The 16,493-nt window shown below is 68.3% G+C and carries 4 protein-coding genes; all 4 read right to left on the reverse strand.

Translation table 11 applies throughout. From position 1 onward, the window contains the following. Positions 1-243 precede the first annotated feature (243 nt). The 4 genes from OG741_RS37885 to OG741_RS37900 all read right to left on the reverse strand — a co-directional run bounded on the left by OG741_RS37885 (position 244) and on the right by OG741_RS37900 (position 6,063). Positions 244-567: a hypothetical protein gene (locus tag OG741_RS37885; RefSeq protein WP_405593770.1), complete on the reverse strand. Its 324-nt coding sequence runs from the start codon at positions 565-567 to the stop codon at positions 244-246. 234 nt (positions 568-801) lie between these two features. After that, the gene (locus OG741_RS37890) at positions 802-1,725 is read right to left on the reverse strand and encodes a DUF4238 domain-containing protein (protein ID WP_405593768.1); all 924 of its coding nucleotides are present in this window, start codon (positions 1,723-1,725) and stop codon (positions 802-804) included. A 331-nt stretch (positions 1,726-2,056) separates the two neighbouring features. Then, complete coding sequence (locus OG741_RS37895) at positions 2,057-3,490, reverse strand: hypothetical protein (RefSeq protein WP_405593766.1); 1,434 nt, start codon at positions 3,488-3,490, stop codon at positions 2,057-2,059. Positions 3,491-3,672: 182 nt separating this feature from the next. Continuing rightward, positions 3,673-6,063 carry a Helicase associated domain protein gene (locus tag OG741_RS37900; RefSeq protein ID WP_405593764.1) on the reverse strand — a complete coding sequence of 797 codons (2,391 nt, stop codon included), beginning with the start codon at positions 6,061-6,063 and terminating at the stop codon, positions 3,673-3,675. Between the last annotated feature and the right edge of the window lie 10,430 nt (positions 6,064-16,493).

The following is a 16,493-nucleotide window of genomic DNA, read 5'->3' on the forward strand; positions in this document are numbered from 1 at the left end:
AATGCTACGAACGTCGCACCGCGTATCCGAGTCGGCTCACCCTGGACTCGCCCGAATCCTCCCCAGGTGCCGGCCCGGCGCTGGCCGCGGGCCCCTTCCCGGCCTTGGAGGAGTGGTACTCGGTGACCACCCATCCGAACATAGGCACGCCGGCGCGGGGCTTCCCTCCCACGCCGCTACGCCCAGTCGAGCCCGGGTTCGGCCAGCAGCTGGAGCTTGTCGGCGGTCAGCTTCGCGCGCTTGCTAGAACCCGGGACCCGGGTCGCCGCCGCGCTGTTGGCACTCGGTCGCGGCGTCGAGCCAGTCACCTGCCGGTTCCACGGCCTGCTCGCGCTCAATGCCGGAGTCCACCTTTCCGTCAGCGGGGCGGGCGTCGTCGGCGATGTCGCGGGCCCGCTGGCACGGATCTGATGATGGGCCGGACAGCTCAGCGACAGCGCCAACGACGCCAAACGAGAGGGCGACGGCCGCCGCCCCGGCCATCATCAAGCCCGCACTCCGGTCCTGTATGAGGCGCGGCAAGTGTCGCTGCCAGCGGAAGTACGGGATGCGGTCCCGGCTGTTCACGGTGTTTCCTATCGGGTGGCAGGTGATTGAGGCACGGGTCCGGCCGGAAGTACCCTGCTGGATCCGCCTTCCGAGTGTTGCACTGACAATTCCCGCCCGTCTCCAGCCGCTCTACGTGGCTCTGGGCGCCGGTGCGGGGTGACCTCGCCAGGGCCGTAGCGCCCCGCTTATCGTGAACGAGCTCCTGCGGCTCCAAGGCCAGCGGCACGATGCCGAGCCGCTCAGCCGACGCACTCAGCGGTTCACGTGGGCCGCCTGCCGCTGTCTCCCCTTGGCCCTGGCGAACGTCTCCAGCTCGCTTCGAGGGTGCATATAGACGTAGCGGTCGGCAGCGAGGATCTGCACGCCGTTGATCTCGTCGACAACGGCTCTGGGGATGCTGCCCAATATGTTCTCCGGCCCCAAGGCCAGCAGGTGCCTGGGACCGATCGGCAGGACGATGGAGTGCGCGTCCCCGAAAGCCATGTTGTACGAGAAGGGCGTTGCGCCCGTGCGCACGGTCACCGCTGGATTGTCGCCGACCAGGAACTGCCCACTCTCTGGGGTCAACACCTCCAGATACCACTTTGCCGCCATGGTGCGCACTTTGTTGAACATGCTTTCGATGCTTGTGCGAAACAGCTTGCCGCTCTCGAAGTCCTGCGTGGCCTCGGACTGCTCGATGAGGCGCTCGGCGAAGGCGCCGAGGGAGCCGGAGCCGGCCAGATGGAGCCCGGTCTGGCGCAGCGCCTCGCGGCGGACTTGCTCCGGATACTGCCTGATGAGCTTGCTGCGGAGATTCACGCTCACAGTCTCGAACGCGTTGGTGTACACGCCGCGATAGCGGTGGGAGCGCACATAGTGGAGCACGACCAGGTCGCGCAGCACCTCGACGTGCAGGGGGTCGGCGAATGGAGTGCCGGCTTGCACGGCCGCGAGCGCGGCCGGGGCACGCGTCTCCACCGATCCCCACAGACCCTCGGCAGACGGGGAGTCGAACGCCACGAAGTCCTCGGCCCAGCCGCACGCCCGCGGGCTTTTCAGCTTGTTCCGGCGTTCCGGGTTACACACGTCGACGGGCAGCAGCTGCCAGCCGCTGCTTCTCGGCCCAGGCATCGTGAACTGTCTGAGGAGGACCTGGGAGACGAGGTGCTGCCGGGATATCTGAGCTGCCTTCACCCGCCAGATTCTGTCAAGCGCCCGGCGCGCGGGGCCACGGGTTTGACCGACCTGTCGTCACGGCTCTGGCTTCTGTCGCCGCCGACGTCCAGCGCCGCGCCGCCGCCCTGCCGAAGAACAACGGTCGCAGCGCCCTCCGAAGTCATCCTCCGCGACCGCTGGCCGCCCCCGCACCGATAGAAGACAGAAGGCGCCGCGAGCTGCGCCCAGAACCGCGCCCGGCTCGTGCCGGCCCTCTACGAACGCATGGCACTCCTTTCTGCTCCGACCCTGCTTCATGGCAGCCCTGTCGAGTCCGAGGGTGGCGAGCGTGGCTGTGAGCGCCGTGCGGTCACGTGGGTTCGGGGGGCCACATGTGGTTGATCACCCAGGCGGCCGGTGCCCATTCGGCTGGGATGTTCCGGTCATAGGCCTCGTCGGACGTGAGCACATATGCGGGAAAGATGTCGGGATCCTCGTACGGGACACGGAGGGAGTCCCACTCGCAGCGCACTTCCAGGGTGGCCGACCACTCTTCCTTCGACAGAGTGAATGTGGCTGTCCAATGAGGATCTCCACCGCCGTGCTCCACTTCCAGCACGAGGTCGAAGCCATTGGTGTACGTCGTGGAACCCCTATCGCCGACCATCAGTTCCAGATCTTCCTCAGCCCCCGGGATCAGCCTGAGGGCGTCGATGAGCTCGTTAAGCGCATCCGACGGGTCGCTGTAGGCGTGGTTATCAGCTCGGTATGCCGTGGCCTGAGCAGTCTCGGACCGGGCACGGGTGACCGCGCCGCCATCGAGGGTGAAGCTGAGAACGTCCCGCACCAGGATCTGCGGGATGTTCGATGAGTGGGCAACCAGAGTTCCGTCCTCGTCGATCCGCCAGCCGCTGTACTCGGCTTCGACCAAGAGGAACACCTGCGCGGTGGCCAGTCCTCTCCGGCTGATCTTCACCTCGTTCATACCCACGACGGCCCTGATAGGGCCAAGCTCCACGTCGCGAATCTGGTCATCTTCCCAATCGTCGACAAGCTCGGTTAGAACTCCGACCTGGCCCAGAGTCAGGTCCTCATCCGGAGTACGCCCCGCCTCCAGCGGCTGGCCCACCATGCCCTGGAGGAACCGCACCAAAGCGTCCTTGGTCTCGTTGCTCGGAGCCTCCAGGACGAAGAGCGTTCCCTGAAGCGCCTGCAAAGGCACCATGTGCGGCTTCGGGAGGCTCCAGCCCCTGAAGGCGTCGTAGACATCTGCGTCCGCACCCACGATCACGAAGGAGGCGATGTCGTTGTCGGCGGCCCGCAGCACCTGCCTGATCCACGCGCTGTCGGCGGCACCCGTCTTGACGTCACTCTTCTTCTTGGCGGGCGGGCGTATTTGCACCTGGTCACGGATCGCCTCTACTGCCAGATCACCGTCGAGGGCGATGATCCGGACGGACGGAGCAAGGCTTCGAACAGATGCGTCCACGGCGGCCATCACCTCCGCACGCGAGGAGTACGGATCGTCCGAGGGAATCCTCAGCCCGGCCGCTTGCATCGATTTCCTAGCCCGGTTCGTACTCGCCCGCCAAGCCTCCCATGATGCAGCGGCGTGTTCCGCGAGTTCCCACAGCACCGGCTCCGGAACCCAGACTTCGAACCCATCATCCAAGGCTCGCTGCGCCCACTCCTGCAGAAGGCCCAAGTCGAGCCCACCGCGGGGAAAGGAGTTCGTGTCAAAGACGATCGCGCGCAGACCGTGACGGACCGACTCGGGAAGTGGTGGGTGTTCGCGGGAAGCCATGGGTTAGACGGTATCCGGGCAGGTAGATGGAAATGGAGGAGCTGTGGTTGCGCTCGTCACCGCCGTTGCCGCTGCCTCAAGCTCAACGGCATCGCACTGAGGTGGGTGTAGCCCTGGAGACCCGGAGCAGCGGAAGACCCTGGGCCGCACAGCGCGCACGGGGTCCCCGTCGACCGACAGCGTCAGGATGCCGCCCAGCCGAGCCCGAGCGCGGCCAGCGCCTGGAGCTTGTCCGCGGTCAACTTGGCCCGGCGGCTCTTGCTGTTGCTCAAGAACACCCCGAGCTTCACCTCCGACCCGTCCGGCAACGCCTCCACGTGGTTCCTGGGGATGGTCAGGGAGCCGGTGCGGGCTTTGTACTGGCGTAGGGCTTCAACGCCCCGTTCGAAGGCTGCAGAGCCGCCCTTGCGTCCTTTCGCCGGAGCCCCTTCCTGTGCGGGGTACGGCTGGACACCGAGTTGCTCGAGGAGTTCGCGTTGTTTCGGCATCAGGCTGTGCCACGCGGTGTGTTCACGTTGTCGTGCCAGCCATGTGCCGATGTTCATGCCGTGGACGGTGACTCCGGGCTGCAGCTCGGTCAGCGTGGTTTCGTCGGTCAGGAGTTTGTGTACGGCGGCGTAGTGCCGCTGCCAGTCGACCGGCCAGTGCGGGTTCCAGTGTTCATCGATTGCGGCGAGGGCCTGGGCCCGTTCCGGGTGGCCGGCCAGTGCCCCGGCACGGCGGAGGTTGGACAGCCACTGCCCGACCGGCCTGTCGAGCGCGGTCGCGGCCCGTGGGGCGCAGAGTGTCCAGTGCTTCTCGTAGTACACCCGCGCGGCCGCCAGGTTCTCCTCGAACGCCGCGTCGGCGGCGTCCCACACCATGCCCAGCTTTTCCAGGCGTTCGGCACGTTTGCCGGTCATCTGGCCCGCCCGGTACGCCCGGCGCTGCTCCGCGATCCACTGTCCCAGCGGGTAGGCGCCCTCCTTGTGGTCGTACGGCACCCGCAAGTGCGCCTCCCGCTCGTGAAACCGGCGTGCGGCGGCCCATCCACGCCCCCAGTCCTGCCGCTCGGTGTCGATGACGTTGAAGGACACCCACTCAGCGACCATCACCGGGTCACGCGGAGCCGCGAAACGCAGCAGCAGACGGGATTCCTCTTCGTCTTCTGCCCGAGCCTGCCCGATGGCTGTTCCTGGATTTATCCCTCGTTTTTGGTTTTCTTGTGGGATGGCGAGCAGTTCGACGGCTTCTTCGTCATGGGCCCGGAGTCCCTGTAGCACCTTTACCAATGGCCGGTACGACCCGGAGGTGAACATGTCTTCTGGTTGTTCGCCCGGTGCCAGGAATACGGGCACGATCAAAGAGGCCAGCTTGCCCTGACCCGGTTTCTGACGCAGCGCCCGGCCGATGGCCTGGACGATGTCGTGGGGGGCGCTCTTGGGGTCCAGCAGGGCCACGGAGTCCACCGCCCGGATGTCGACGCCTTCGCCCAGGACGCGGCAGTTGGAGAGCACCGCACGCCGCGCCGTGGTCCCGAAACCGCCCAGGATCTCCCGCCGACGCTCGGGGACGTGTTCGCCACACAGCCAGTCGGCCCAGATCGCCTTCGGGTACTTCTCCGGCTGGTCCGCGTGCAGCTTCGCCGCCACCCGCCCCAGGCCCTCCGCGTACGCCTGCGCCTCTATCGTCCGGTGGTGGAAGGTGATGGTCGTCTGCAGCTGATGGTCCGCCATGGTCCGTAGTAGTGCGGCCTGCAGGGCACCGAGCCGCTGCCCCCGCACCTCTTCCTCCCGCTTCTGCGGTCCGCGCAGCCGCTCCGGGGTGACGACCGGGTCCGCCAGCTCCACCACAATGATCTGATAGCGCGCAAGCAAGCCGCGGGCCACCGCCGACGCCAACGTCAGCCGGTACAGGACAGGGCCGAAGATGGCTTCGTCGTCCATCGACGCGGCCATCTCCTCCGGCAGCGCATCCCGCACCCCCTCAGCCACCTCCCATGCCGGCGGGCGCTCCTGCCAAATCCGCGGCGTCGCCGTCAGATACAACCGCCGCCCCGCCGGAATCACCATCTGGTCATGAATCTCCGCCCACGCCTTCCCCAAAGACCCGGAGGTACGGTGCGCCTCATCCACCACAGCCAGGTCCACGGGGGCGAGTTGCTGCCCGTAGAGGCCCTCGAACGCCTCCGCCAGCACACCCAGCGAGGCGTAGGTGGCGTAGATGGTCACCGGACCCGTGCCGTGCCACAGCGCCAGCTGCACCGGGTTGGTAGTACACCGCACCCGCAGGGTCCACAGCTCCGGATCCTCCTGCAGCGAGCACACCGCAACCGCCGGCCCCCGATGCCCAGCCCCATGCCACGCCTTCACCGTCTGCGTGAGCAGCTCCAGCGTCGGCACCAGCACCAGCACCCGGCCGCCCGGCACCATCCGGCGCGCCGCTGAAGCGGCGATGAGGGTCTTTCCCGTTCCGCACGCGGCAATGACCTGACCGCGCAGACCTTCAGCGGGAATCCCGCCCACAGGAATATCGAGGCCGCGCACGATGGCGTCGACGGCCTCGATCTGATGGTCACGCAGTTTCACGGCCATTTCCCGGTGTTCTCCTTTTCACGGAATGTGGCGCGCAATCAGACTGGGAGGGTGGTGCGGTGTGGTTCCAGACTCTACACAGTGCATCACCATGATGCACCCCTCTTGCATAGGGCCCGTTCGTACGGGTGATGCTCCGACAGTTCAGGCCTCATGACGAGGGTTGTGGAGTATGCTGATGGGGTGTTGTAGGGGTTGGCTACATCCCCAGGAGTGTTGGGGGAGGGGTTCGGGTGGAGCGCAGCGGAACCCGTCACTACCGTGGCGCCGGCCTTCCATCGGCCTGATGGTCCGTCAACTCCGTTACAGAGGTGATGCCTGGGATTCCCAGGATTTACACAGCGCCCGCACATGATGCACCCGCCCCTCGCAGCCAGCCAAGGAGGACCCGCTTGCGGGGACTCCCACAATTCGCGCTTGCGCGAATTGACATGCCTTCAGAATTCCGCTCGCGGAATTCAATTCCCCCGCTTGCGGGGGAATTTGGCAGAGCGTCAGCGGAGCCGTTCCCTCTGCGGCGGCTTGCCGCCGCAGATCCGGCAGGGGCGGGATCACCTACAGCGACGGCCGCCCTGGCAACTTCCTTGACGCTCCCCCCCGCAGGCGGGTGAATTCCGCGAGCAGGTCCTGAAGGCATGTCGGTAAGCAAGCGCGCGAAAGGAGTCCCCGCGGCGGGTCCTCGCTGGCTTTGGCTGCGGGCGCGCGGTGTCTTCCGCGAGCGCAACATCAGACATCACGCAGGTGACGGACCATCCGGGCGATGGAAGGCGGCGCATGACGAAGTGACGGGTTCCGCCCGCAGGCCTCTGGCGCTCCCGCAGGGTATAGCCAACCCCTACAACACCCCATCGGCACCCTGCTCGTCATGAATGAGAACTGTCGGGTATCACCCCGCAGGCGACCCCATGCAAGAGGGTGCATGTGGTATACGCACTGTGTAGAGTCTGGAGCCACGCCACCGCCCTCCCCGATCTGTTGCGCGCCATTCAATGAAAGAACGCACCGGGAAATGGCCGTATGCGTTGACCATCAGATCAGGCCGTCGACGCCGTCGTCCGATGTCCTGTGGGCGGGATTCCCGCTGAAGGCGGTCAGGTGCGCACGGCAGGGCGGGGCTGTCCGCCGCCGGCAGCGCCGGATGGTAGGCGGCCTGCGCCGCGGTATGGCCGACGTAGATGCCGCGCAGGCGGCCTGAGGGCGTGGCAGGAGCTGAGGCATCGAAGCCGGCGGCCTGTGCTCTGCGAAGATCCGGAGAACTGGACCCTGCGGGTGCGGTGGCCCGGCAGCAGCCAGGCTTTTTCCGGTGACCATCCCCCGCACCTACCTCGCTGGGTGTACTGGCTTGCCTCGCCCCGACGGACTACGGCTGTGGTGGTGAGGAGCGCACCGCGCCTCCGGGGTCACCGGGGAAGGCGTGGGCGGGGACCTTCGGCCAGGCCGGATGGTGTTCCGGCGAGAACGCCCTCGACGGCGACGCCGACCAGCCGGCATGGGGCGGCAATGCCTTGCCGAGATGGCCGCGTCGATGACGACGAAGCCGGCTATCCTGTGACGTTGGCGTCGGCGGTGTGCACGGCCTTGCGCGCTATCGAATTCGGCCCGGTGGGCTGGCGGACGAGATCGTCACCCCCGGAGAACCGCGTTGCCGAAGCAGGAGGAAGAGGTGCGGGGGCAGCTCGATACCGGACGTAGCGGGCCATCGGCGGGCGACTTCCACCCGGCGTCGAGGCGCAGGCGCGCGGAGGAACTGGGGCGGAGAGGCCGGCAGCCCGGGCGCATGACCACGGCCGAAGGGCGCCCGGCGGTGGGCCGACTGGCGATGGCGGCGCGGCGTCGGCGAAGTCCTGGACGCTTTCAGGACCGCGGCACGCGGCCGTGCTGCCGCGATCCCTGGAAGACGTCGCATCCGGCGGTGTTCAGTGGCCTACGGACTTGGGCACCCCGCGACATCGTCCGATACAGCCGGGTCGAAGCAGCCTGCTGATGACCGCCCATTCCAGCGTCGTCGAAGACCTCGTACAGCCAAGCGCAGCTCAGGCCCATGACGAAGAGCCGTCCAGAAAAACAGGCGAGGATAAATCAAGGAACAGCCATTCAGGCAGGCCAGGCGGAGAATCCCGTCTGCCGCAGCTCCCGCCGTGATGGTGGGTCAGCTGGCGTCATCGGCACCGAGCGGCTCCGGAACTGAGAATAGGCCGCCGCACGCCGAACTCACGAAGCGGGGTACGCGTGCCACGACGCCCGCTGGGACAGTGGATCGCGGGCGGCTTCCAGCGCCGGGCGGGCCTGACGGCAGGCGTGCCGAACACGAAGCGGGCATGTTGTGGACGCCGCCGACGCGGCGTTCGAGGAAAGTGGCAGGCCGCGCGGGCCTACGAGCTCTGCGCCCCCGCGGCGACCGACGGCTGTCCCGGCCCCTCCACCGTGCCGGGGCACTATTCAAACCGCCCGGGACTGAGCGGGCCCTCGCCGCAATCGCTGAACTGGAACAACCGATCGGCGGCACTTGCCGCGCACTCTGACCGACGACCGGCACATTGTCGATCCGCATGCATGTTCCATCGGCATGGCTGGCGCGACAGCAGTGAACACCGCGATGACACGGCACCGAAACAACGCGAACTCCACCGAGTGTCAACCGTACCCCGCGCAGGAAGGGCCAGCGAGAAGAGACACTGCTCTGCGTAACTGAAATGCCTTGATGCAGAAGCCGCACCCGTATCCCGAACTGCGTGGAGGCGTTATATCGAGGTGGCTTCGAGGGTGTTCTGAGCGACGGCTGAAACCGCCGGTGTGACCGCGGACCAACTCCGAGGTAGACGACTTATCCTGAACGTCGGTCGACGAGGCCACGTGCGCGCGCAGCGGGGTCTTCCGCCGGGTCTCCTTTACCTCCGACCGTGCGGCGAGCGAGCAGCGGCAACAGCGGTGACGAGCCTGACCGCAGCCGCCGACCGTCCTGGCTGTAACCCGCGGGCGCCACCGCTTCCTCCGTCCTCTGCGCAATCGTCTTTGTTACGAACTCCTCCCCCCCCGCGGTGAGCTCGACTTGGACGCTCTGCGGGAGTGGGCGCATGTGGGTTCGAAGTCGGGTTCCGAGCCCATTAGCGGCTCTCGCGGAACGCGCTGCATCATGGGAGGCTTGGCGGGCGGGGAACGAGGCCGGACTAGGAAGCGTGCAAGCGGTAGTTCGGACGTCCAGTACTCGCGTGCGGGCGTGTACCGTGGACGCATCTGTTCAGTGCCCCCTTCCCGTCCGTCCCTCGCCCTCGACGGTGATCTGGCGGTAGAGGCGATCCGTGGGCGCCGGAGCCGCCCTGCAGAAGAGTGACGTCCAGGGCAGGCCGCCGCCAGCGCGTGGATCAGGCGGGTGCGTACATTTCCTTCGTGATCGTGAGTGCGGACACAGGTGTGCCGTTTTCGGGGTGGGCCCATGTGCTTGCGGGGCGCTCGGGAACGCTCTTAGTAGGGCTCCCGGCTGTGGGCTGTGCCGGTTCACCCGAGAATGATGAGGCCGGCCACGGAGGCGGGAGCGAGGACTGGCTCTGGGCCAGGTCAGAGTTCGAGCTTGGGCGTGGGGAAGATGACCAGATTCGCGACGTGGAGCCCCGGCCCTGGGTCGAGCCATGGCAGTTGAAGATCAGCCGGAGAAGGCGACTGGCCACCGCTGACCCTCCCGGTCGGCCGAGTGCAGCGGCGGCAGATCGGCGGGGACAAGACTCTGGTTGCCTCGGAGGCGTCCGCGGATCCTGGTGCGGGATTCTCGCGCCGGTGGCGGCGATTCTTCCAGGGCTCCACCTTCGAGCCCGCGCTTCACCCGGCCGATAACCACGCCTACAGCAGCGCAGCCGTCGCGCCGCCGAATCCCGGAGACTGGTGGGGCGGATGGTCGGCGACCCGCGACGGCCGCCAATGGGCCCCTCGTGCTGCGGCAGTCGTTGGGACAGCCGCATTCACTCTGTCGAAGGAAGGGCGCCAGGTGCGCTGCGGTGGGTGTGTCCGCGGGGATCCCGTCGCCCGTATGCTCGTCCGAGCAGACCTGTTGGGGCATCCCGGCCGGACGGGCGCCGCGCAGACAGTCAGGCATGTGGCCCCCGAACCCGCGTGACCGCACCGGCGCACAGCACGCTCGCCGCCCTCGACCCAGGGCCTGCATGAAGCGGGGTGGAGAAAGGAGTATAGGTCGGCGGCGGGCGCGGTTCTAGGCGCACGGCGATGCAATGCTCTATCGGTGCGGGGCGGCGGCGTCGCAGGGCGGCTCGGAGGCGCCTCGGTGTTCTTCGGCTTGCAGGGCGGCGGCGCAGCGGACCGTCGGCGGCGACAGAAGCCAGGCCGCCAGGCGGTAGTCGGTCAAACCCGTGGCCCACGCGCCGGGCGCTGATCTGGCGGTGAGGCTGGCTCAGGTCATCCCGGCGGCACCTCGTCTCCAGGTCCTCCTCGAACATTCCTGCCTGGGCCGGCGGCTGGCGCGCAGGCGTGGTAGCCCGGAACGCCGGAACCCAGCTGAAGCCCGCGGGCGACGGCCGAGATGAACTCATTCGACTCCCCGTCGGTGGAGACGCCCCGGCGCTCGCCGTTGGCCGGCGCTCGCCGGGCTGCGTCGGTTCAACCGCTACATGTGCGCTCACCCCGCTATCGCGCGGCGTGGCCACCGAGCGCGTTCGAGAACTGTGGGCGGTGATCTCGCGGCGCTCTCGGGCGGCCCCGTCGAACGGAATCCGCCGCGAGGCGCTGCGCCGAACCCGTGGCCGGCTCCGCTCCGCCGGCTTCGCGCCTCGTCGAGCAGTCAGGCTACGCAGATGCGCAATCAGCATGTTCAACAAAGTGCGCATGAAAAGTGGTAATCTGTGAGTGTTGGGGGAATGGAGGTTCACGGTCGACAATCCGGCGGTGACCGCGCGCGAACTGGCACCCCTCGCCCTGGCGCGGCTCGAGACGCGCGCTCAGCGCCACTGGCCGAAGCCGATGGTCGACGGATCAACGTCGCAGATCTCGCGCCGACCCTCAGCAGGGCGGTCGCCAGGTGGGGGAGCAGCGGCAGGCCCGTGGACCGCTGAGTGCGTCGGTACTGTAGTTCTCGCAGCGGGCGCTGCACCGGCGCCAGAACCCTGTGGGGCGAACTGGGCGGGAAGTATCGGTGCAACCTCCGAGAGCGGATCCGGCGGTGCACCGGGGCGGACGTGCCTCAGTCACCTGCCACCCGATGACGAACGGCCGGGACCGGCCACCGCTCCGCTGGCGGCACTGCCGCGCCTCGGCTCCCCAGGACCGGAGTGCGGGCTTGATGTCGGCCGGGGCGGCCGTCGCCCTGTTTGGCGTCGTTGGCGCTGTCGCTGTGGTCCGGCCATCATCAGATCAACCCCGGGCCCGCGGCCGCGACGACACCCGCCCCGCGCCGAAGAGGAACTCCGGCGGTGGCGCGGCAGAGCCGTGGAACCGGCGCGATTGATGGCTCGACGCCGCGACCGGTGCCGCCAACAGCACGGCGGCGGCCAGGTCCGGGTTCTAGCGGGCGCTGAAGCTGACCTGGTCTCCCGGCTAGCCCAGCTCTGCAGCGTGGGAGGAGAAGCCCCGCATTGCTGCCCTGTTCAGATGGGCGGCGCCGATTCCGGGCGGAGATGCCGGCCAACGGTGGCACCGCAGGGAGGATTCAGGCGAGGAAGCAGGTGACCGACTCGATACGCGGTGCGACGTTCGTAGCATTGCAGCATGTATCTCGTCGCAGATGTGCCCTGAGACGCCGGGCCTCGCGCTCCCGACAGCCGACCCCATGTCCACCGCCCAGGCTGGCTGCCACCTTGGGCGCTGTGGTCACGTTCGTCTCGTCGGCTCGGCGAACTGCGCCCTGGCAGGGCAATTCGGTATCTGCGCCAACGGCCTCGACGCTCGCTCAGGCCGGCCTGGCTGAGCAGGTCGGCGGGCTGTGGACCTTCCATGCACCGACAGTTCGAACCGTCGCCGAGCACCAGGCGCGCACGCCGGACTCTTCTGTACTGGCGCCGACTACCGAAGTCCGTAGCGGTGAAGCCGTCACCAGCAGGCTGTCGGCAGGCGACGGCCGATCCCCGCCCGAGCATGGGCTCCTCCATCAGATGGCGAGTGATCGCCGCTTCACCAGGCGGGGACGCCCGGTGTCGATCGCCGTGGCGACCCGCGCCGTTGCGCCGGCGAGTGGCTCGGCGCTCGCAGCGGCAGTCCCGCGCACGGCGGTCACCGAGGCGGCCGCCGGCCGTGGCGGGAAGGCAGGGAATTCCACCCTCTGCCCACACCGCCGGCGCTGGTCAGAGGGCTCGAGCGGACAGCACCGATGTGCCGGCATCCCTAGCCCGACGAAACGGCGAAGCAGCTCCTCTTGAGCGGCGGGGTGAAGGCGTCGCCTCCGCCAGCCGGCGAGATCTCGTCGGTGAGCAACTGGACCGGCCAGCGCGGCGATGACATCGGCGTGCTGTCGCTGTGGCGGCCATGTCCTGGCGAAGCAGCGCGCGCTCCCACCGTTCGTACTGCGAGCTTGGCGCGCAGTGCCGCGCGGAGAGGTGGCCTGGCCGCTGCGTCTGATCTGTTCAGCTCGCCTCGGACGTCCGCAACTCGACCGTCCTGGCGTTGGCGAAGTCGTCGCCGAACGGCGCGGCCTCGTAGGCGGCGCTGTCCATGGCGCTCCTCCCCCTCGAGCCGACCTGGTCGGTACCATGCCATCACCGCCCACCTCGGCCGCTGTGCCGTTCGCTCCGCGGCGGTGCTCTCGGGAGCGGATCCCGGCAGGCCGAATGCACTGTGCAGGTCCGCTGAGCAGAAGAGCAGGCTAGTGCCGAGACGTGGATGAAGCCTCCCTCGATCGCGAAACTCGGCGCGGCCATCGGCACCGATGATGTGGTAAACCGTAGCTCACCGTGCAGTTGAAAGTTCACGCGACCTCCGGGCGATCGAGGCCGAACTGGGCGGTGGAACGAGCAGTTCGGAAGTGGGCCACGGCGCATCGCGGTGATCTCGGCCGGCTGCGGCGTCGATACCCCGGCTCTTCAGGCGGCGGCCAGCGCCTATCGCCCGCCGAAGTGTGGAGGATGTCCGACGCAATCCAGGGCGAACACCGCAGCCCTCGCGTCGCATCGAGACAACTCGATGTCCCTGACGGCGGGCGACGACCCGACCGTTCCGCTGGCAGGTGGCCCTGATCGACAGGTGAAAACGGCTCGCCTACCGACCCATTACGGTCGCCCAGTTCAAGAGTCCGCCGTCCTCGGTGATTTCGGCCGAGCAGGCCTGTCTGGGAGGCGCAGGGGTGAGCAGGAGCGCGCAGGCGCCGCTCTATCGCAGCAGTGATGACGCGTACAGGCGCAGCGCGGTTGGCCGCTCGCCGCGTTGAGGCGGCCACTTCCCCGGACGATGGCCTCGGAGGCCTTGTGGGGTGTTCATCGGTCGCTGATGCATGGCCCCGTGGAGACGTCTTCAAGCGCATTGCCGGACCGGCGTTGAAGGCCGTCGTCCTGCGCCATTTCGGTACAGCTCGCCCAACGCGCGGCCGGGTCTCGATCGCCGTCGGCACGACATCGCCGATCAGTTGGGGACGTAACGGTACGCTGCGCATGCTCTGGCCACGCAGCCAGTGGACTGGATCGATGCAGCGGTTTCCTCGCCAGGCTGCCGATGCTCCCAGGTCCTGAGCTGGCGCAGATCAGCACATCGTGATGGCCGCATGCCCTGGCGAGTGGCTCGGGGTTCTTTCTCTTTCTGGTACTTTGGTTGGAAGCATCCCGGCATGCAGGAGGCTCGGGGAGGCTCTGTCGTGGTGCCGGACTGTCGAGTGAACCAGAGTACCGTCCCGCCCATCCGCGTACGGAGGGCGATGGCGTCGGCCGCCGTCGACCGCCGCCGATGGTGGCGTCGGGGAGACCGGCCCCTCGTTCAACCCGCCAGTAGAAGGCGCAGTCTATCCGCATTGCTGAAGGCCGCTGTCCGGGGCCTCTGCCCCGGAAATTCCACTTGAACCGGCCCAGAGCGACGGCAGGGACCCCTCTCCACGTCTGCCGTTCAGGCACTCCATGGCCGGGCTGGAAGGACATCGTCTCCTCGTCGGCGGGCAGGCGGGTCCATGTGCTGGCGCCGGGGCCGCGCCGAGCGGGTGGCTGGAAACCGCATCTCGCGCGGGGCAGGGCGTCTGGTCCAGCGATGACCAGCGCGAGTCGAGCAGCCGAGACCCGGCTCGTCGTCACCGTGCTGCCTGGCGGGGCAGCAGCAGACCTCGCCCAGGACCGAACAGGCCCTGTGCTGGTCTTCGACAATGTCCGCCCGCAACATCGAGCAGGGCGGCGGCGTCTCGGAAAGGCCCGACAGGCGCGGTGATCGTCGCCGGCGGGGCCGGAGGGCAGGTCTGGGGCCGCTGGAAGCCGCGACGACCTGCCGCCCTGGATGATGGACAGCGCGTCGATGCTCGACCCCGGTGCGCAGGCGGCTGGTCTGGGACTCCGGTGCCGCGCCGCTCGGCAGGATCCTCTCGCCCTCGGCAGCCTGCCCGGCCGCCGGGGCGCGAAGTCGAACCTCCGCTCGAGCGCTGCGGCGGCGCTGGCTCCCGGCGGCCCTGGCCAGGCGACGCGGACTTCGACGGCGCCCTGCTGGGCTCCCTTCCGCCCGGCGATGCCCTGGAGCAGTCCCCGCTGCTCGCAGGCACGTCCGAGCAGCACCCTCGCAAGCGCGCCTGGCGCCGGTGAACGAGACCAACGACGTCGCAAGTACTGTCGCCGCCCGTGGTGGGGCATCGCCGCGACGAGGACGTCGAGCTTTTCCCAGCGCGCGAGCGCTTCCCCAGGCTCGACCTGCTGGACGCGGTACGTGACCAGGACGAGCCAGCGCCAGGCGATGGCGCAGGCCCTGGGTCACCGACCCGCCGCCCATCGAGCCGGCGCATCGCCGCCCTCCGGCACCGGCGGTGGGCGCACCGACGAGGTGACCGTTGCACGCGCTCTGGAACTCGCTCAGCCCGGCCGCTATCTCCTGGTGGCAAGGCGCACTCCAGCGCTGATCTGCTGCTGCCAGTCGGCATCGCCAACTGCGCGGTCGCTGGGCCTACCTCGACGACCAGGAGATCCTCGCGCTGCGCCACGAAGGCCGCATCACCGCCGTTGCTGTGGAGGCGGAAAGTACGGAGGGTGTTGCAGGGTACCTGCCGCCGCAGGGGCCGGCCTTTCGCCAGCAAGGCCATCGCCAGGCCATCGTCGCCGAGCAGGCGAGCGGCTGTGCTGCGCGAAGGACGACGGCACAACGAGCGGCGCTCGGACACCCGCTCGTCGTCTGGAAAAGCGGATCATGACGAGAACGAAGGCGGGCTCGGCAGATCCTGCGCGTCGAGCTGGCCACCGGAGCGGCATCGAGACCGCCGTGCGGGCGCCGCCGGCCAGCCTCGTGGAGGAGGTCAGGGCGCGGATGCGCTCGGCTGATCCGTCGACCCGCCCGGCCGCTACGCCTGCGCTACCAACTCATCGCTGCTGATGCAGTTGCGCGGCCACCGGAAACGGTGGAGTTGCTGCACGGCACCTCGGCGATCAGCAGGCCGACAGGCCACCAGATGGGCGGTCTGCTGTAGAAGACGTGACGACCCTTCGAATTCGCCGAGGCAGGCCAGTGCTGCGCCGGCTGCGCCTCCGCACCAGTGGGACGATCCTGGAAGACCGATGCGGATCCGAGGACCTGGCCGCTGGATCAGACCATGCGCGAACCCGTTCAGCTGAAGGAGCCGACGGACGCCAGGACGACGGACGTCGGTGAGGTCGCGGGCTCCGCGCGGAAACTGGTCACCGATCGCCGGTGTTCGGAGCTCGCGCGGCGACGGCGTTCGAACAGCACGCCCGGCCCGTCGGCGGATCGGTAGTCCGGCGACCTCGCCCGGTATTGCGCCAGCCCGGCGGCCTGTTTCAGGAGATACGGGGACGATCAGGTGGTGTTGACTTACCGTTGGTTCAACCGTTTTATGACCTTCTTTCCGTTGATCGCCTCGCCCTACTTCGCCTGCAATCTTGATCCTCGCCGCCGGCGATGGCGTGCGCGTGCCCAGGTGTGCCGGCGACCGTGATGAAGTACGCCCTGGGCGCCCCGTTCGATCCGGCAGGCAACCTGCTCGTGGAAGGCGAGGTGCCGAGGCTACTGATCAGGCCGTCATCTTCGTCGCCCTGGCGAACTCGAACACCCTACGGCCTGGCGATGCCGTGAGCGCGGTCCGCGGGTGGCGGGCGGTTGGCGCAGGCCTGGTACGGCGACAGGAAGATGGCCAGTCGCCGCCGAAGCCATCCGGCTTTCAATTGCACTCGGCCCGCTGCGCAGCCGAGGCGCGTGCTGGACGGCACCGCCGCTCCGCCGTGTGCCAGCAGGACTTCGGGAGGGTCTGGCGGCGCAGCATCCCGCGGCGTTCCGGCTATAGCGATCCCGACATGCCGAAGAGCGAT

The sequence above is a fragment of the Streptomyces sp. NBC_01410 genome (assembly GCF_045040195.1).
Taxonomy (GTDB): domain Bacteria; phylum Actinomycetota; class Actinomycetes; order Streptomycetales; family Streptomycetaceae; genus Streptomyces.

Excerpts from the sequence above, each read along its gene's own strand:
- OG741_RS37895 (WP_405593766.1), bottom strand. The coding sequence starts at position 3,490 with ATGGCTTCCCGCGAACACCCACCACTTCCCGAGTCGGTCCGTCACGGT.
- OG741_RS37900 (WP_405593764.1), bottom strand. The coding sequence starts at position 6,063 with ATGGCCGTGAAACTGCGTGACCATCAGATCGAGGCCGTCGACGCCATC.